General features: G+C 70.0%; 15 protein-coding genes (1 of these 15 only partly in view). 5 read left to right on the top strand and 10 right to left on the bottom strand.

What is annotated here, in order from left to right:
- Positions 1 to 297, bottom strand: partial view of a peptide deformylase gene (gene def / locus OV207_RS01320; protein ID WP_193429284.1) — the 5' portion only. Its footprint begins 255 nt before the window's first position; only the first 297 of its 552 coding nucleotides appear in the window; it begins with the start codon at positions 295 to 297; its stop codon lies beyond the left edge, outside the window.
- A gap of 118 nt (positions 298 to 415) precedes the next feature.
- Between def and OV207_RS01315 the strand changes: the two genes are divergently transcribed.
- Positions 416 to 898 (top strand): nuclear transport factor 2 family protein, encoded by a 483-nt coding sequence (locus OV207_RS01315; protein WP_193429285.1) that lies wholly within the window; start codon positions 416 to 418, stop codon positions 896 to 898.
- Positions 899 to 910: 12 nt separating this feature from the next.
- On the opposite strand, the gene OV207_RS01310 is transcribed toward OV207_RS01315, so the two are convergent.
- The 6 genes from OV207_RS01310 to OV207_RS01285 all read right to left on the bottom strand — a co-directional run bounded on the left by OV207_RS01310 (position 911) and on the right by OV207_RS01285 (position 6,559).
- Positions 911 to 2,395 carry a hypothetical protein gene (locus OV207_RS01310; protein ID WP_193429286.1) on the bottom strand — a complete coding sequence of 495 codons (1,485 nt, stop codon included), beginning with the start codon at positions 2,393 to 2,395 and terminating at the stop codon, positions 911 to 913.
- 135 nt (positions 2,396 to 2,530) lie between these two features.
- Positions 2,531 to 3,064: a hypothetical protein gene (locus tag OV207_RS01305; protein ID WP_267551889.1), complete on the bottom strand. Its 534-nt coding sequence runs from the start codon at positions 3,062 to 3,064 to the stop codon at positions 2,531 to 2,533.
- Between the two features lie 33 nt (positions 3,065 to 3,097).
- Positions 3,098 to 3,715 carry a DUF2378 family protein gene (locus OV207_RS01300; protein ID WP_267551885.1) on the bottom strand — a complete coding sequence of 206 codons (618 nt, stop codon included), beginning with the start codon at positions 3,713 to 3,715 and terminating at the stop codon, positions 3,098 to 3,100.
- 45 nt (positions 3,716 to 3,760) lie between these two features.
- Entirely contained in the window at positions 3,761 to 4,870 is a 1,110-nt protein-coding gene (locus tag OV207_RS01295) for a 3-oxoacyl-ACP synthase III family protein (RefSeq protein WP_193429289.1), read from the bottom strand.
- A gap of 457 nt (positions 4,871 to 5,327) precedes the next feature.
- Positions 5,328 to 5,837: a hypothetical protein gene (locus tag OV207_RS01290; RefSeq protein ID WP_267551883.1), complete on the bottom strand. Its 510-nt coding sequence runs from the start codon at positions 5,835 to 5,837 to the stop codon at positions 5,328 to 5,330.
- Positions 5,838 to 5,959: 122 nt separating this feature from the next.
- Positions 5,960 to 6,559 (bottom strand): vegetative protein, encoded by a 600-nt coding sequence (locus OV207_RS01285; RefSeq protein ID WP_324291483.1) that lies wholly within the window; start codon positions 6,557 to 6,559, stop codon positions 5,960 to 5,962.
- 165 nt (positions 6,560 to 6,724) lie between these two features.
- On the opposite strand from OV207_RS01285, the gene OV207_RS01280 reads away from it, so the two are divergent.
- The 3 genes from OV207_RS01280 to tkt all read left to right on the top strand — a co-directional run bounded on the left by OV207_RS01280 (position 6,725) and on the right by tkt (position 11,021).
- Positions 6,725 to 7,576: an AAA family ATPase gene (locus OV207_RS01280; protein ID WP_267551879.1), complete on the top strand. Its 852-nt coding sequence runs from the start codon at positions 6,725 to 6,727 to the stop codon at positions 7,574 to 7,576.
- A gap of 19 nt (positions 7,577 to 7,595) precedes the next feature.
- The gene (locus OV207_RS01275; RefSeq protein ID WP_267551877.1) at positions 7,596 to 8,801 is read left to right on the top strand and encodes a vWA domain-containing protein; all 1,206 of its coding nucleotides are present in this window, start codon (positions 7,596 to 7,598) and stop codon (positions 8,799 to 8,801) included.
- A 153-nt stretch (positions 8,802 to 8,954) separates the two neighbouring features.
- A complete protein-coding gene (gene tkt, locus OV207_RS01270; protein ID WP_267551876.1) occupies positions 8,955 to 11,021 on the top strand; it encodes a transketolase in 2,067 nt (688 codons plus the stop codon).
- A gap of 121 nt (positions 11,022 to 11,142) precedes the next feature.
- Here the strand turns inward: tkt and OV207_RS01265 are convergent, their stop codons facing one another.
- The 3 genes from OV207_RS01265 to OV207_RS01255 form a co-directional block, all read right to left on the bottom strand.
- Entirely contained in the window at positions 11,143 to 12,942 is a 1,800-nt protein-coding gene (locus tag OV207_RS01265) for a hypothetical protein (RefSeq protein ID WP_267551873.1), read from the bottom strand.
- A gap of 228 nt (positions 12,943 to 13,170) precedes the next feature.
- A complete protein-coding gene (gene truB, locus OV207_RS01260) occupies positions 13,171 to 14,067 on the bottom strand; it encodes a tRNA pseudouridine(55) synthase TruB (RefSeq protein WP_267551871.1) in 897 nt (298 codons plus the stop codon).
- Entirely contained in the window at positions 14,064 to 15,170 is a 1,107-nt protein-coding gene (locus OV207_RS01255; RefSeq protein WP_193429297.1) for an AAA family ATPase, read from the bottom strand. Before OV207_RS01255 ends, truB begins: the two co-directional genes overlap by 4 nt.
- Before the next feature lie 223 nt (positions 15,171 to 15,393).
- On the opposite strand from OV207_RS01255, the gene OV207_RS01250 reads away from it, so the two are divergent.
- Complete coding sequence (locus tag OV207_RS01250; protein WP_267551868.1) at positions 15,394 to 16,953, top strand: LVIVD repeat-containing protein; 1,560 nt, start codon at positions 15,394 to 15,396, stop codon at positions 16,951 to 16,953.

Below are 16,953 nucleotides of genomic sequence, written 5' to 3'. Positions count from 1 at the left end.
GGGGCACTTCTCCCACACGTCCGGAACCGACAGGCAGCCCTCCTCCAGCTTCGTGTCCCCCTGCTTCGACAGAATCTGGGGGTTCACGATTTCAAACGAGGTGCCGTCCTCCCTTCCGACGATGGCGACCCGGAGGGGCACTCCGACCTGGTTGGCCGCGATGCCGATGCCCTTGGCTTCCGCCATGGCCTCCGCCATCTCCTCCAGGAGCTTTTCGAGCGCCGGGCCGAAGTCGGTCACGGGCTGGGTGGACGTGGTGAGAACCTTGTGGGGCCAGATGACGATGTCGCGAGCCATGCGCCCGCATCCTGCCACGCGGCGTCCCATTGCTCAGCACTTCCGTCACCGACGGTGCGCCAGCCTGCTCCCGGTCCCCCACGAGCGCGGGGCCCGACCGGTCTGCTAGACCCCCGGCATGCACCCGAACTCCCAGCTCCTCACCGACTTCTATTCGGCCTTCCAGCGGCGTGACGCGGACGGCATGGCCGCCTGCTACCACCCGGACGCGGAGTTCTCCGACGAGGTGTTCCAGGGCCTGCGCCACGCGGGCGTCACGTCCATGTGGCGCATGCTGCTGGAGCGCGGCCGCGACCTGGAGGTGTCCTTCAGCGACATCCAGGCCGATGACCGCACCGGCCGGGCCCACTGGGACGCGCGCTATACCTTCGGCCAGACGGGCCGGAAGGTCCTCAACCGCATCGATGCGACGTTCGAGTTCGCCGACGGGAAGATCCTCCGCCACCGCGACCGGTTCCCCTTCTGGACGTGGTCCCGGCAGGCCCTGGGGCCCCTGGGACTGGTGCTCGGGTGGACGCCGATGCTGCACAACAAGGTGCGCGCCCAGGGCGCCGCGTCCCTCCGCAAGTACATGCGGGAGCGTGGCATCCAGGGCTCCTGAGGCGGCGCCCCGTCACTCGCCCGCGGTGAGCTGCTTCAGCGTCACCGGCCCCCGGTCGCCCTGCCGCGCCAGGGTGGCCTCGCAGCGCACGTCGCCCATCCAGTCCGTGTAGCGCAGCACCACCGAGCCGTCGGCGTGCAGCCACAGGGTGGCGTGGCCGTGGTTGCCCTGGTCCTGCCGCACGCCCGTCCACTCCGGGAAGCGCGGCCGGGATTCAAAGAAGCGCACGGGCGCCAACGGCTGTTTCGGCGGGTCCTGCCTCGGGTAGGGGAAACCGCCGTGGCCCAGGCTGGCCCCGAGGAAGGGCAGCCCCGGCGCCCGGTCGTACAGCGCTCCTCCCTGGGCGCCCGCCCAACACCAGAGGTCCACCCATTCCCGCTCCACCACCAGGGACCTCAAGTCCTCCTCTGCCAGGGGCGAGAGGCGCTTGCGGTCCGGACCATAGGGGGCCGCGTGGCTCAGGAGGATGTTCATCGCCCCCCGCCGGCGTCCCTCCGACAGCCGCTGCTCCAGCCATTGCAGCAGCGCGGGCTCGCGGTGGCGGCCGGGCTCGAACCAGGCCGTGTCCAGGCCGATGAGCTGGAAGCGCTCCGCGGCGAGGCAGAAGTAGCTGCCCTCCTGGGGATGCCGGGGGCCCACGCCCCGGCGCTCGTCCAGGTAGCGGAAGTACGCGCCCGCGCCCGAGCGCATCTCCGGCGCGGCGTTGAGCGTCAGCAGCGTCGTCGTCGCGAGCAGCGGCTCCAGGGGCTCCGCCACGTGCGCGTCGAATTCGCCCTGCCGCCCCGCATAGAAGACGCCCCCCAGATGCACCGCGCAGTCCAGGCGCTCACCTCGCATCACGAGCTGCCGGGCGATGTACCTGGAGGTGTATTCGCCCGTGCCGAAGTCCCCGAAGAGCGCCACCTCCACCGGCTGCCCCGGCTCCGGCTCCCGCAGCGGGTAGACAAAGCGGCTCCGGGAGCCGAAGTGCCAGCGGAACGGGGCCTGCCTCGCCGCGGCGCCCTGCTCCAGCCACACCGGCCCGCTGAACAGCAGCCACCCGCGCAGGTCCGAGCGGGGCTCGAAGCGCGTGCGGGTGGGGTCGATGGGGATCTCCTCCGTCTTCAGCGGGAACGTGAAGTCGGCGGGCAGGCTCCCCGTGCCCTGACGGACCTGGCGCTCGGTCGCGTCGAGGCGCTCCTGCAGCTGGCCTGGGTCCGTGAACAACAACTCGAGCTCCCGCAGCACCTCCACGAACGCGCCCACCGTCACGCGCGCGCCCAGGCCCGTCTCCGTCCAGCGCAGCACGTCCTCCGGCTCTCTCAGGAAGGCCGCGCGCAGGGCCTCCAGCTCCTCCGGCCCCAGGACCGGGAGGTCCGTGTCCGCGGGCGGTGGGGGCGGAGCCTCCGCCTGGAACTCCCGCGGCCGGGTGGCGTCGTGCTGGGAGGGTGTGACCTTCGTGCTCGCCGGCGGACGGTAGCCGAGCGACTCGTAGAGCTGCTTCCACCTGCCTTCCATGCGTCCCCCTCGTATGGCCCTGATGGCCCCATCCAGGGACGCATCCTCCCAGGCATCCCCGACATGCCTGTTCGCCCGGGGCGCCGGTCCCCGGTGGCCGTGCGAACGCTTCCGGGAGCGCGCTCCGCGTGACGCTCAGGGACGGGCGGGGGCTTCGCTCCGGAAGGCGTAGAGCGTGTAGTGCGAGCCCGTGGCGAACCCAGGGAGCTTGAGCGGATTGAACACACTCAGGTTCGACAGCACCCCGCCCACGAAGCCCGGGGGCACCTCCACCAGCTTCAGCGCGCCTCCCGCCAGCACCACCCCCGCCTGGGGCTGGTCGTTGCTCACCAGGGTGCACTCCCCCGACGCGGTGAAGGCCCCCATGGGCAGGAGGAAGCGCGCGTAGAAGGGCACCCGCGTGCCGGGGGGGAAGGTCCGGTCCGTCAGCCGGAAGCAGGCCGTCGCCGTTCCCACCCGTTCGTGGCCATCCTCCACGGCCCTCCCGTCCACCCAGCGGTGGACGGGCACGTAGAGGCTGGCGCCCAGCTTCACCGTGGGCTCGAAGGGCGCCGCGCCGCACACCGCCGGGTCTGGCGGCGACGCGGCGTCCTCCTGCGAGCGGAACGCATACACCCACTCATGGCCCGACTGCAGTCGCACCGCGGTCCCTGCCTGCTGCTGAGACATGTTCGACTCCCGTCTGGACCGCGGGCCTGGGGGCTACTGCCAGGACAGGGCGTATTCGGTGTCCACCGTCCCGGTCTGCTTGCCGTGCACCTGTACCCCGCGCGCGCCCAGGGCCTCGATGACGGCCTGGAGGACGCCCTCGTGGTACGCGGGCGGCATGAAGTCCCGCTTCATCACGAGCCGGCCCGTGCGGTCGCCCGACCAGTCCACGTGGCGCTCGCCGTAGCTCACCGCCGCGCGGTAGCCCGTGGGCAGGTTCGTCACCAGCCGCTTGGGGCTGTCTCCCGCGAGCAGGAGCAGCGTCTTGCCCGCCGCCGACGACAGGAAGTCCGTCGTCGCCTGCGTGCCCATCTTGCGCATCATCACGTCGAAGCCGCCGAGCTGCGGCCCCATCAACTGCGCTCCCGTGAAGGCCAGCTTCAGGAAGCCCGACACCGGGTAGTTGAAGAAGTCCACGAACTTCTTCTCCGGCACCGACGCCAGACACCGCTCCACCGCCGCGTCACCACCCAGGATGCGCACCGCGTTCAGCGCTCCGTTGAAGAACATGCCTCGGGCCGTGTCGTCGGGGGTCGCCAGGGCCAGACGCTTCTCCAGGTCCTTGGCCAATGCCGCGTCCAGGCCTGGTGCTTCCTTGCGCTGCTCACTCATAGAGGGGGAAATCTCCGGGGGGGAGGAGATGAACACCCGTGCGCGCTACAGCCGCACGAGCTGAGCGCCATAATGAACGTTGGCGCCGACCGCCGCCACCACGACCAGATCTCCGCTTCCGAGCGCCACCCTGCCCTGCTCCAGGTCCTCCGCCAGGAGAATCAACATACCCGCCGCCGACGTGTTGCCGATGCGGTCCACGTTGCAGGCCACGGCCTCCTTCGGCAGGCCCGCCCGGCTCACGAACGCGTCCATCACCCGCTTGTTCGGCTGGTGGAAGTAGTATCGCTTCACCTGTTCGCGCAGGGCGGGCGTGAGCACCGTGTCCAGGCACTTCTGCATGTACTCCGGATAGCTGCGCGCGACCTTGAAGCCATCCACCACGAAGGCCATGTCGGACGGGCGCGTCCGCCCTGGCTGGTAGGGCAGCTTCAACATCCCCCCGCCCCGGCGCGTCACCAGCTCCGCGTACGCGTTGCCGGAGAAGGAGGACAGGATGCCCGGGCCGTCCTCGTCGCCCGGCTGCGAGCGCAACACCACGGCGCCTGCGCCATCCCCGAAGACATACATGGACAGGTAGGCGTTGAGCGCCTTGGGCCGGCCCGGGGTGGGCGGCAGTTCGTCCGTGTAGACCTCCCGGTTGAGCAGGGGCGAGGTGAACGCCGAGGCCACCACCGCCACCGTGCGGAAGCGGCCGCCCTCCATCATCTTGCGCACGAGGTCCAACACGTACGGCGTGCCACCACAGCCGTCGTCCACCACCAGCGCGAACGCGTCCTCGCGCAGGCCCAGCCGTTCGTGCAGCGCCATGGCGTCGTGGTTGAAATGCGGCGCGTCCGGCGTGCACGTCACCACGAACAGCGCGTCCAGTTCCTTCGCCTCCACGCCCCCGCGGGACAGCGCCTGGCGCAGCGACACCTCGCACATGTCCGTGTTCGTCGCAGGGTAGAAGCGCCCCGCCACGTCGTCCGGCGGCGGAATGGCCCGGCCCGTCTCGTCGTCGAAGTCCCAGAGGAACCGACGCTCCCGGATGCCGATCTTCTCCTCGATGCGCGCCGCGGACCAGCCGGGGATGGCCCGAGCAATCCGCTCGTTGCTGATGGTCCGCGTCGGAACAAAGGCCCCCGCACCCACCACACAAACCCGCTCGGTCATTTCGTGGCCCCTGACATCACTGCACTGCCCTGCCGGACGGGATGGATTCCCGGGCAAGGCCGACTTCAGAGCATCTTCCAGGCCAATTCCTAAACCATTGGAAAGACGGGCTAGTCCTGGTGTGGCTGCGTCACCGTTGAAGTGCACAGACCAACAGCCGGCAGCCAAGCTCTTGGAATCTCAGGGGGATTTACACTGCTTCAAGAATGAAGCGACCGACATGGAATGAATCACACGCGGTGTGCTATTCACGCTGCGTGACACCCCATAGCACAAACGGGCGCTGTGGTTGCTCCAGAATGTCAATGCCCCCCGATTCGGCAAGTGTCCGCGCGCCCCGGAGAGGCAGGCGGCGGACTTTGACGGCGGACCTGACCCGCCTCCCCCCCACGACAGCAGGTCGCGCCAGGCCCCGGAGTCATACGGAACGCGACGTAAATCGGATTTAGGCGACCCCTCAGAAGGGGATGTTGTCGTCGTCGTTGGGGGGCGGGATTTCGCCATCGTCCGGCGGATTGCCGTAGCCGTAACCCCGACCACCGCCGCCTCCACCGCCTCCGCCTCCGCCGCCACCCTCACCCCGCTGACGGGCGATCTCCGCTTCGATGGAGGCGAGGAGCTGGCGCTCCTTGTCGTGCCAGCGCGACTTGCTGGGGTCCGCCAGCGAGCGGCGGGCGCCGTTGGCGTAGAACTCCAGGTCCTGGAGGCTGGCGCCGTAGACGGGCGCGCCCTTGCTGCGGCCGTAGTTGGGGAGGGTCATGCCGTCGCCACCACCGGCGGGCGCTCCCCCCGCGGCGGGCGCCGCGCGACGGGCGGCCGGGGCCGCGACGGGCGTGGCGCTCATCGACAGCTCGCCCAGTTGCAGCGTGAAACCTTCGCCGTTCCTGTACGCGGTGCCCACCCGGACCTGCTCCACCTGACCGTCGGGGCGACGGACCGCGACCGTGACTGGATATTGCTCGCTCATGCGGCCCGGATTCCCACCGCGAGCCGGTCTCTGTCAACGATGGAAGCGGCGCGTGTCTGGCGCATGGCGGGTCGCTCGGGGACGACCCACCACGCAACATGCCCGGGAGACGACGTCTCCCGTCAGTTCAACGACACCATGCCGCCGCTGGAGCCCTTCTTGCGCACCCAGGCCTTGGCCTTGGGCGGGGCCGCGACGGGCGCGGCCGGCTTCGACACTTCCTTCAGGGCCTGGCTGCCCGCGCGACCGCGCGGCAGCTTCACGTCCTGCACCGACTGCGCGCGGGCGCCATCCACCCACGCCTCCGGACGACGGCCGGTGCGGATGAGCAGGCGCAGCTTCTGGTAGTGCGCCGAGCAGTAGCCCTTGGAGCGGCTCTGGCGCTTGCACCCGATGACGGCGCAAGCCTGGCTGGCTTCAGCGGCCGGGGCCCGCCCGGCCGGACGTCCCGGCCCCTTCGCGGCGGGAGCCTTGGCGAGGGCGGCCTTGCCGGCGGGCGCCTTCACGGGCGCGGCCTTCGCGGGCGCGGCCTTCGCGGTGGAGGCCTTCGCGACGGGCGCGGTCTTCACGGACGGCGGGCGACCCGGACGGCGGCGGACGGGAGGCTCCGGCGCCAGCGTGGGGGTGCGAACGCCCGCCACCGCGCCCAGGCGGCTGGACAGCGGCGCGAGACGGCGCGTCACCTCGCGAAGCACATCCAACGCATCCAGACCCTTGGCCATACGGGCCACGGCCTTCTGAACGGGAGCGAGTTGCAGTTGCAACTCGCGTCGGACCATGTCGCGGAGTTCGGTCTCAAGAGAAAGTGGGGCCATGTGGGGCAGGATATACACCCAACCGCCCGGGGCGGGATGGAAACATCGTCCAAGATGTTAAAGGAACCCGACATGACTCCGGTTTCCCCCACTCCCGTCCGCTTCCGAGGCACCGACTCCTACCTCACGAGCGAGGGCCTGCAGGCTGCCGTCAACTGCGCCCTCACGCTTCAACGCCCCCTGCTGGTGAAGGGTGAGCCCGGCACAGGCAAGACGCTGCTCGCGGAAGCGATTGCCCAGGGACTGGGATTGAAGCTGCTGACCTGGCACGTCAAGAGCACCACGCGGGCGCAGGACGGCCTGTATGTCTACGACACCGTGCAGCGTCTGTATGATTCGCGATTCGGCGACGGGGACGTGCGTGACATCCGGCGATACATCCGCCTGGGGCCGCTGGGCGAGGCGTTCGCCGCGCCGGAGCGCGTGGTGCTGCTCATCGATGAAGTGGACAAGGCCGACCTGGAGTTCCCCAACGACCTGCTCCACGAGCTGGACCGGATGCGCTTCCGCATCTCCGAGACCCAGGACGACGTGGTGGCGAAGCACCGCCCCGTGGTGCTCATCACCAGCAACAACGAGAAGGAGCTGCCCGACGCGTTCCTGCGCCGGTGCGTGTTCCACTTCATCGACTTCCCGGAGCGCGACCTCATGCAGCGCATCGTGGACGTGCACCACCCGGGGCTGGAGGCGTCGCTGGCCGAACAGGCGCTCAAGGTCTTCTACGAGCTGCGCGCGATGACGCGGCTGCGCAAGCGGCCCTCCACCAGCGAGCTCATTGATTGGATCTCCGTGCTCAAGGCCAACGGTGTGATGGAATTGAAGCTGGATGAGCAGCTCCCGTTCCTGGGCGCGCTGCTCAAGAAGGAGCAGGACCTGGTGGCGGTGGCCGAGGCGTTCAGGGGCGGCCGCAAGACTCGCGCGTAGCACGGGGAGGATTCAGGCCATGTTCCTGCCGTTCTTCTACGAGCTGCGAAGGCGCGGGGTGAAGGTGGGCGCCCAGGAGGCGCTCGCCCTCGCCGGGGCGCTGAAGGCCGGGCTGCATGACAGCAGCCTGGATGGCTTCTACCACGTGGCGCGCGCGCTCCTGGTGCACTCGGAGACGCAGCTGGATGCCTTTGACCAGGCCTTCCTCTCCCACTTCCAGGGTGTGGCGTCCGACGCGCTCAAGCTCACCGAGGAGTTGCTGTCCTGGCTGGAGGAGGCGAAGGAGCGCCGGGACCTGAGCCCCGAAGAGCTGGCCATGCTGGAGCAGTGGGACCCGGAGGAGCTGCGCAAGCAATTGGAGCAGCGCCTGAAGGAACAGACGGAGCGCCACGACGGTGGCAACCGCTGGGTGGGCACCGGCGGGGCGTCCGCGTTTGGCAACAACGGCCTGGCGCGCCAGGGCGTGCGCATTGGCGGCACCGGCGGGCGTCAGGGCCAGGCGCTGTGGCAGGCCGGGGCGCGCAAGTACGCGGGCTACCGCGACGACCTGGTGCTGGACACGCGGCAGATGGCCGTGGCGCTGCGCAAGCTGCGGGCCTTCGTGCGCGAGGGCGCGCTGGAGGAGCTGGACGTGGAGGAGAGCATCTCCGCCACCGCGAAGAACGCGGGCGAGCTGGAGGTGGTGACGCGGCCTCCTCGCCGGCCCAACACCCGCGTGGTGCTGTGCATGGACGTGGGCGGGTCCATGGACCCGTACGCGCACCTGGTGAGCCGCCTGTTCAGCGTCGCCAGCCAGGCCTCCCACTTCAAGGAGCTGCGCACCTACTACTTCCACAACTGCGTCTACGGGAAGCTGTACGCCACGCCCCAGCTCACGGGCGGGCTCACCGTCCCGGAGCTCACCGCGCAGGTGGGCCGGCACCACAAGCTGGTGATGGTGGGCGATGCGTCCATGGCCCCGTATGAGCTGGGCATCCGCACGGACGCCAACGGCCAGTACCGCCAGGAGGGCCTGGAGGGCATGACGTGGATGATGCAGCTGGCGCAGCACTTCGAGCGCAACGTGTGGCTCAACCCGGAGCCCCGGGGGTCGTGGCGCTCGGGCACCATCGCGATGCTCGCCAACGTGTTCCCCATGTTCTCCCTCACGGTGGAGGGATTGGGTGAGGCGGTGAGCCACCTGACGCGCGGGAAGACGCCTCGCGGGGCGGCGGTGCGGCGGTAGGCATCCCGGCATTCCCGGCGGGCTCCAGTGTCCCCTGGCCGACCTCCCGGCGTGCCCCCCGGGGGACGGGCCGGGGCGGGCGTGTTTCGTGCGGCGCGGGGCTCCCGGTTACGGCATGGTGCGCCCACGACGCTGCCCGCGTGGGGAGACCGCATGACGACCGAGAAGATTGATACCCAGGCAATCAACACCATCCGCACCCTGTCCATGGACGCGGTGGAGCAGGCCCATTCGGGTCACCCGGGCGCGCCCATGGCGCTGGCTCCCGTGGCCTACCAGCTGTGGCAGCAGGAGCTGCGCTACGACCCGGCCCAGCCCCAGTGGCCGGACCGCGACCGCTTCATCCTCTCCAACGGGCATGCGTCCATGCTGCTCTACAGCCTGCTGCACCTGGCGGGCATCAAGCGCATGGACAAGCAGGAGCGCGTGACGGACGCGCCCGCCGTGTCGCTGGAGGACATCAAGAAGTTCCGCCAGCTGGACTCCGCCACGCCCGGCCACCCCGAGTACCACTGGACCACCGGCGTGGAGACCACCACCGGCCCCCTGGGCCAGGGCGTCGCCAACAGCGTGGGCATGGCCATCGCCAGCCGCTGGCTCGCGGGCCACTTCAACAAGCCCGGCTTCGAGCTGTTCACCCATGACGTCTACGCCATCTGCGGCGACGGCGACATGATGGAGGGCGTCGCCGCCGAGGCCGCGTCGCTCGCCGGCCACCTCCAGCTGCCCAACCTGTGCTGGATCTACGACAGCAATCACATCTCCATCGACGGCAGCACCGACCTGGCGTTCACCGAGGACGTGGGCCGCCGCTTCGAGGGCTACGGCTGGCGCGTGCTCCAGGTCACCGACGCCAACGACCTGGACGCGCTGGGCAAGGCCTACCGCACCTTCAAGGAAGCGCGCGGCAAGCCGACCCTCATCGTCGTCAACTCGTTCATCGGCTACGGCGCGCCCAAGAAGCAGGGCCTGGCCAGCGCCCACGGCGAGCCCCTGGGCGCCGAGGAGATCAAGGGCACCAAGCGCTTCTACGGCTGGCCCGAGGACGCGCAGTTCCTGGTGCCCGACGGCGTGAAGGAGCGCTTCCAGGAGCGCATGGGCGCTCGCGGCAAGAAGCTGCGCGAGGCGTGGGACGCGTCGCTCTCCGACTACCGCAAGCAGCACCCGGAGCTGGCGCATGAGCTGGAGCGGATGCTCAAGCGCGAGCTGCCGGACGGCTGGGACAAGGAGCTGCCGGTGTTCCCCGCGGACGCGAAGGGCATGGCCACCCGTGAGTCCGGCGGCAAGGTGCTCAACGCCCTGGCGAAGAACTACCCGTGGCTGGTGGGCGGCTCCGCGGACCTGAACCCGTCCACGAAGACGTACCTGTCGTCCTCCACGTCCATGAAGCCGGGCGAGTACGCGGGCCGCAACATCCACTTCGGCGTGCGCGAACACGCGATGGGCTCCATCGTCAACGGCCTCAACCTGAGCAAGGTGCGCGCGTACGGCGCCACGTTCCTCATCTTCAGTGACTACGAGCGCCCCGCCATGCGCCTGTCGTCCCTGATGGAGATTCCGTCCATCCACATCTTCACCCACGACTCCATTGGCCTGGGCGAGGACGGCCCCACGCACCAGCCGGTGGAGCAGCTGGTGTCGCTGCGCGCGGTGCCGGGCAACATCGTGCTGCGCCCCGGTGACGCCAATGAGGTCACGGAGGCCTGGCGCTACATCGCGCAGCAGCAGCACCACCCGGTGGTGCTCGTGCTGTCGCGGCAGCCGGTGCCCACGCTGGACCGCACGAAGTTCGCGCCCGCGTCCGGGCTGGCCCAGGGCGCGTACATCCTGAAGGAGGCCGAAGGCGGCACGCCGGACGTCATCCTCATTGGCACGGGCACGGAGGTGGCGCTGGTGGTGGAGGCCGCGGAGAAGCTCCAGGCCGAGGGCGTGAAGGCGCGCGTCGTCAGCATGCCGTCGTGGGAGCTGTTCGAGCAGCAGCCCGCCGAGTACCAGGAGCGCGTGCTGCCCGAGTCCATCCGCGCCCGCGTCTCCGTGGAGAAGGGCGCCGCGTTCGGCTGGGAGCGCTGGGTGGGCCACATTGGCAGCGCGATTGGCATGCGCAGCTTCGGTGCCTCCGCGCCCATCAAGGCGCTGCAGCAGAAGTTCGGCTTCACCGTGGAGAACGTGGTGAAGGAAGCGCACGCCACCATCGCCAAGGCCAAGAAGGCGAAGGGCTGAAAATGAAAGGGCCCCGGACCCTCCCCCGAAGGTCCGGGGCACCTGTGGGTTCACCGCCGGCTCACCGGCGGGAACTCCCTGGATGCGTGTGGCTGTGTTCCCCCCGTTGCAACGGTGCCGCTCAGGCCGCGAAGTAGACGGGGCGCGCCGGGGGCGGGTTGCTGATGAGCTTCATCTCCTTGAGCATCTTGTTGAAGTCGTTCTGGTCGATGCCCGTGCTGCCCTTGGCCTGCGCGCGGGTGGCGTACTTCTCGTAGGTGTCCACGACCTTCTTCGCGTCCGGCGTGAGGCGGTCGTAGTTCTGGCGCGCCCACTTCATCGTGTCGGTGAACTCCAGGCCCGCCGCCTGGCCGTCCAGGTCCGCGGCGCCCTTCTCGATGGCGGCCGTCAGGTCCTTGCCGTTGATCTTCCCGCTCTTGCCGTCCAGGCCCTCCAGCGCGGCGCGCATGGAGTCGTCGCGGAAGGTCTTGAAGCCGTCCATCTTCTTGAACATGGCGTCCGCCTCCTTCTGCGTCAGGCCGTCCGGGCCGGCCTTCTTCGCGGCGGACTGGTAGGCCTTCAGCACTTCCTTGGCCTCGGGCGTCAGGCGGCTCTCGTTCTTCGCGGCCCACTTCTCGAACTCCTTCAGTTCGGAGGTGGTGGAGTGCGCGTCCGTGTCCGAGATGCCGTCGCGGATGGCCTGGGTCAGGTCCTCGCCGGAGATGGGGCCCTGCTCCTTGTCGAGCGCCGCCGTCGCCTTGCGGGCGCTCACGTCACCGGCGCCCACCTTCTTCATCTCCGCGTTCATGACGGCGGTCTCCTTCGCCGTCAGCCCCGTCTGGCCCTTGGCCTGCGCCGCCTTCGTGTGCTTGCGGTAGACGTCGAGCACTTCCTTGGCCTCCGGGCTCAGCTTGCTCTGGTTCTTCGCGGCCCACCGCTCGAACTCCTTCAGCTCCGCGCCGGCCGCCTGGCCGTCCAGGTCCGCCGTGCCCTTCTGGATGGCCTTGGCCATGTCCTGGCCGGAGATGGGGCCCTTCTTCTGGTCCAGCGACTCCGTGGCCTTGCGGGCGCTCACGTCGACGGCGCCCGCCTTCTTCATCTCCGCGTTCATGACGGCGGCTTCCTTGTCCGTCAGGCCCGTCTGGCCCTTGGCCTGCGCCGCCTTCGTGTGCTTGCGGTAGACGTCGAGCACCTCCTTCGCTTCCGGGCTCAGGCGGCTCTCGTTCTTCGCGGCCCACTTCTCGAACTCCTTGGCCTCCGCGCCGGCTGCCTGGCCGTCGTGGTCCGCCGTGCCCGCCGTGATGGCCTTGGCCATGTCCTCGCCGGACACCGTGCCGCCCTTGCGGTCCAGGTTCGCGAGCGCCTTCTTCGCGCTGGCGTCACCCACGTCGCGCATCTCCCCGAGCATCTTCTTGAAGTCGTCCTGCGGGATGCCGGACTCGCCGCGCGCCTGGGAGAGCGCCGCGTACTTGGAGTAGATGTCCATCACCTGCTTCGCCTCCGGCGTGAGGCGCTCGCGGTTGTTCATGGCCCAGTCCGCGACGGTGCGGTACTCCGTGGAGGCGGCCTGGCCGTCCAGGTCCGAGGTGGCGCGGTCGATGGTGTCCGCCATCTGCTCCGCGCTGATGGGGCCCGAGGTCTGGTTCAGCTTGTTCAGCTCCACCAGCGCGCCCACGTCCTTGGGCATCCAGTTGCTGCGCGGCTGCACGCAGAACTTCTTGTCCGAGTCGACGAACTGGTCGGCCTTGTTCTGTCCCGCCTTCAGCTCCTTGATCTCCGCCTTCAAGCCCGACAGCTGGGACTTCATGTCCTTCAGCGAGTGGAGCAGCGCCGCTTCCTTGCCCTGGAGCTTCGCGGGCGCGCCCATCAGCCGGTCCTGCTGCGCGTTGGAGATGGCGGGGCGGCTGTTCAGGGTGGCGGTGGTCGTGGTCTTGATGGTCATTTTTGATCTCCGGGAGGAGCGGCTTCCTTGTCGGAAGCGGTCATGCCGGGACCTATTGCGCGCGTCGTGCCACCCGTCCCTACGTGTCGTTCCGCTGTGATTCCAGGGGGTTGCGCGACGAGGACGCGCTCCGCGGGGTGGTGACTCCAGTCACCATGGTGGTGACAGTCACCAGTCCCCCACCCCCCGGGTGGTGATTCCGGTCACCAGGGCATCCGCCGGCGGTTTCTAGACGCCGCCTCGCAGCTCCATCCCGCTCCACAGCGCGCCGTCGCGCTCGGTCAGCAGGAAGGTCAGCCTCCCCTGGTGGAAGCCTCGCACCGGGGCCTGGGGATCCGGAAAGCCCTGCGGCAGGCGCCACTCCGGGGGCTTCAGCGGCGACAGGGGGATGGACTGTTCCCGGCGCAGCGCGCCCACGTCCTGGTCGGTGAGGTCCCTTCCCCGCGCCCAGGGCAGCAGGTCGTGGCCGTGCAGCTCCACGCGGTGGCCGGGGCCCGGGTCCTTCCACGGGCCGATGGCCGTGCGGTCCAGCGCGGAGAGGTGCGCGCCACAGCCGAGCGCCCGCCCCAGGTCCCGGGCCAGCGAGCGCACGTAGTAGCCGCCCCGGCAGGTGAGCTCCAGGACGCTGGCGCGCGGCAGGTCGTGGGAGCGCCAGCGCGCGGTGTGCAGGTACACGCGCGAGGGGGGCAGGTCCACGACTTCACCCCGGTGCGCCTTGCGGTAGGCGGGCTCCCCCCCCACCTTCTTCGCGCTGGTGGCCGGGGGCACCTGCTCCGCCCACCCGAGGAAGGGCTCCAGCGCCGCGTCCAGCAGGGCCGGGGTCAGGGGGCTCGCGTCGCCCTGGTGCACGGGGCGGCCGTGCAGGTCTCCGGTGTCCATCTCCGTGCCCCACTCCACGCGGGCCACGTACGTCTTGGGCACGGCGTGCAGCAGTTCGAACAGGCGCGTGGCCGGGCCCACCAGCATGAGCAGCAGCCCTTCCGCGAACGGATCCAACGTGCCGCCGTGCACCAGGGCCGTGCGCCGGTCGGGCCGCGTGGCCTGGGCCTCTTCCTGGAAGGCTCGCACGGTGGCGAAGCTGGTGGCGCCCACGGGCTTGTGCGTCAGGTAGAGCCCGGGGGTCATGCGTCTTCTCCGTCATCGTCCCGGGCGCGCTCCTTGCGCACCATCGTGGCGCCCTGCTGCTTCTCCAGGTGCACGGGCTGGGCGTCGGAGTGCTGGGAGACGGTGTTGGCCAGCTCCTCCGCGTGCGTCGTCACCCAGACCTGGCTGTGCTTCGCCGCGTTCACGATGAGCCGGCCCAGGGGCTTGAGCAGCTCCGGGTGCAGGCTGGTCTCCGGTTCGTTCAGCGCGAGGAACGGCGGCGGCCGGGGACTGAGCAGCGCCGCCAGCAGGCACAGGTAGCGCAGCGTCCCGTCCGACAGCTCCGCCGCCGCCATGGGCCTCAGCAGGCCGGGCATCTGGACGAAGAGGCTGAAGCGCCCCTCCTGCGCGTGGATCTCCAGCCGCGCGCCTGGGAAGGCGTCGTCGAGGCCCTGCTCCAACGCGGCATCGTCCCCCACCTCCAGGATGGTCTGGAGCGCCGCCGCCAGGTCGCGTCCGTCGTGCGCGAGCACCGGCGTGCGCACGCCCACCTGGGGGTGCCTCAGGGGTGCGTCCGGGTCCGTGCGGAAGTGGTGGTAGAAGCGCCACGACGCCAGGGTGCGCCGCACCTCCATCAGCCGGGGGAAGCGGTGCGGATCCGAAAGCTGATCCAACACCGACTCCGCGGTCCACAGCTCCGTGGGGAACGTCACCTTCGCGCCGTCCGCGTCGCGCAGGAAGGCCGTGCGGTCCTTGCGCTCCATCAACACCCCGCGGCGGCCGCCCGAGTACGCCCACAGGTGCTCTTCCTTCACCTCTGGATCCAACGCGAAGGCCGTGCCCGACCCCGGCACGGGCCCGCATTGCAGTTCGTACCCGAGGTCGTCCAGGTCCACCGCCACCTTCAGCCGCAGCGGCTTCTTGAAGTCGCGCGGACCCGCCCACATCACGCTCGGCGTGCCGCCCTCCTCCGCCAGCGTGCGCGCGAGCCGCCCCTCCGCCGACGCCGCGAGCAGGTACAGCGCCCGGTACAGGTTCGTCTTGCCGCTGCCGTTGGGACCCACCACCACGTTCACCGGGCCCAGCTCCAGGTGGAGCTGACGCACGGAGCGGTAGCCTGCGATTTCCAGACGCGTGATGGGCATGGCGCCCACAGCCTAGCCGGCTCCACGGCGTGGAGGGTGAGGCCTGGGGGACCTGTCGCCCCCGGACCCGAAAAGCCGTCGACCGCCAGGAGGGCGCTCGGCCTGCTCATCCTGCGCGAACCTTGAGCCGGCCGCGCTCGACCTCCAGGCACGGCGTCTGGCCCGGCCCTGGCAGGTGCGTCATGATCCCCGAAAGCCCTCGCCGTCCGGAGCCCTCCCTCCCATGAAATCCCTTGCACGTCTGGCGCTGTCCACCGGCGCCCTGCTCCTGTCCGGCTGCTCCAAGGACACCCCCGAGGTTCCCGACGCGGGCCCTCCGGCCACGGGCACGGCGGTGGAGCGCACCGACTACGTGGACGTCCTCCCCGACGTGCCGTGCGCGGATCCGGACTACAGGGCGCCCCGCGCGAACTGCGAGGACCCGGGCAGCTTCAACCTGTCCGGCTGCGACCTGGCGGCCTTCGGGGCCCGGTCGCCCTACGGCACCTACCGCGCCATCCTGCGCTACCACGCCGAGAGCGCCTTTGGCGCCGGGTTCCGCCTGGGCCTCGATGGCACCCTCATGGGCCGCCCCCTGGTGCGCCAGCAGTCGGACGCCCGGGGGTTCTTCCTCACGGCGGAGTACACGATGCCCTCGAAGGCCGCGCAGCGCTACGCGCTCGCGGGCTGCCGCGTGCCGGAGCCGGGCCGCATCACCGGCTGCTTCGTGCGCTGCACGAACGGCGTGCCCGAATACGCCGGCACCTTCGACGCGCGGCGCATGAACTGGGAGAACGAGCCCAACAGCTCCTTCCCGCTGATCCCCGTCTCCGAGACGGCCGTCCCCCTGGGCGACCCGGTGGACGTCTACGTCACGAAGGACCATGCCTACGTGGTGTCCGTGCCCCGGGGCACGGAGGCGGGCGGCCTGTCCGTCTTCGACGTGACGGACAAGGCCCACCCGGTGCTGCGCACCACGCTGAACCTGCCCAATGACAGCTACTGGAACGGCGTCTGGGCGAAGGGCGACGCGCTCTACATCGCCAGCGCCAACTCCGGCGTCATCGTCTACGACATCACCGACCCGGCGGCGCCCCAGTACGTGCGCGCCCTGCCCGGCGGCGCCATCAACGTGCACACCGTGTTCGTGGAGGGGGACCGGCTGTACGCCATGTCCCCCGCGCCCAACGGGGAGACGCTCCTGTTCGACGTGGCGTCGCCGCTGGACCCGAAGCTCTTGAGCCGCATCTCCGTGCCGCGCGCGGACGCGACCAGCTACCCGCATGACGCGTTCGCCTACCAGGACCGCCTCTACGTCAATCACAGCACCGCGGGCTACGTCGTCCTGGACGTGACCCGTCCCGACGTGACGCCCGTGCTGGGCAGGTATGCCTTCGCCGGCCAGTACAGCCACGCGAACGCGGTGGGCACGATTGGCGGGCGCACCATCGCCTTCGAGGGCGGCGAGCGTTTCGGCGCGCACCTGCGCGTGCTGGACGTCACCGACCCGGCGCGCATCCGGCTGCTCGCCCAGGTGAAGAAGCGCGCAGAGACGTCCATCCACAACATGGTGCTCAAGGGCACGCGGCTCTACGTCGCCTGGTACCACGAGGGCGTGCGCGTCTTCGACGTGGCCGACCCGGCGCTCCCCCAGGAGATCGCGTCCTTCGACACCTTCGAGGAGTTCCACCCGCGCAGCACCGACAGCCTCTACCAGGGGGCCATCGGCATGCGCGTGCCGGGGGACGGGTACGTGTACGTCGTGGACCTGCCGAGCGGGCTGTTCGTGTTCCAGGAGCCCTGA

The sequence above is a fragment of the Corallococcus sp. BB11-1 genome, assembly GCF_026626625.1.
In the GTDB taxonomy this organism is placed as follows: Bacteria; Myxococcota; Myxococcia; order Myxococcales; family Myxococcaceae; genus Corallococcus; species Corallococcus soli.
This window is presented reverse-complemented; position numbering and strand designations above follow the sequence as displayed.

Bases quoted from the DNA above. Each gene is read 5' to 3' on its own strand.
- OV207_RS01275 (WP_267551877.1), top strand. From the start codon at position 7,596: ATGTTCCTGCCGTTCTTCTACGAGCTGCGAAGGCGCGGGGTGAAGGTG.
- OV207_RS01305 (WP_267551889.1), bottom strand. From the start codon at position 3,064: ATGTCTCAGCAGCAGGCAGGGACCGCGGTGCGACTGCAGTCGGGCCAT.
- tkt (WP_267551876.1), top strand. From the start codon at position 8,955: ATGACGACCGAGAAGATTGATACCCAGGCAATCAACACCATCCGCACC.
- truB (WP_267551871.1), bottom strand. From the start codon at position 14,067: ATGACCCCCGGGCTCTACCTGACGCACAAGCCCGTGGGCGCCACCAGC.
- OV207_RS01265 (WP_267551873.1), bottom strand. From the start codon at position 12,942: ATGACCATCAAGACCACGACCACCGCCACCCTGAACAGCCGCCCCGCC.
- OV207_RS01290 (WP_267551883.1), bottom strand. From the start codon at position 5,837: ATGAGCGAGCAATATCCAGTCACGGTCGCGGTCCGTCGCCCCGACGGT.
- OV207_RS01285 (WP_324291483.1), bottom strand. From the start codon at position 6,559: ATGGCCAAGGGTCTGGATGCGTTGGATGTGCTTCGCGAGGTGACGCGC.
- OV207_RS01280 (WP_267551879.1), top strand. From the start codon at position 6,725: ATGACTCCGGTTTCCCCCACTCCCGTCCGCTTCCGAGGCACCGACTCC.
- OV207_RS01300 (WP_267551885.1), bottom strand. From the start codon at position 3,715: ATGAGTGAGCAGCGCAAGGAAGCACCAGGCCTGGACGCGGCATTGGCC.
- OV207_RS01250 (WP_267551868.1), top strand. From the start codon at position 15,394: ATGAAATCCCTTGCACGTCTGGCGCTGTCCACCGGCGCCCTGCTCCTG.
- OV207_RS01315 (WP_193429285.1), top strand. From the start codon at position 416: ATGCACCCGAACTCCCAGCTCCTCACCGACTTCTATTCGGCCTTCCAG.
- OV207_RS01295 (WP_193429289.1), bottom strand. From the start codon at position 4,870: ATGACCGAGCGGGTTTGTGTGGTGGGTGCGGGGGCCTTTGTTCCGACG.
- OV207_RS01310 (WP_193429286.1), bottom strand. From the start codon at position 2,395: ATGGAAGGCAGGTGGAAGCAGCTCTACGAGTCGCTCGGCTACCGTCCG.
- OV207_RS01255 (WP_193429297.1), bottom strand. From the start codon at position 15,170: ATGCCCATCACGCGTCTGGAAATCGCAGGCTACCGCTCCGTGCGTCAG.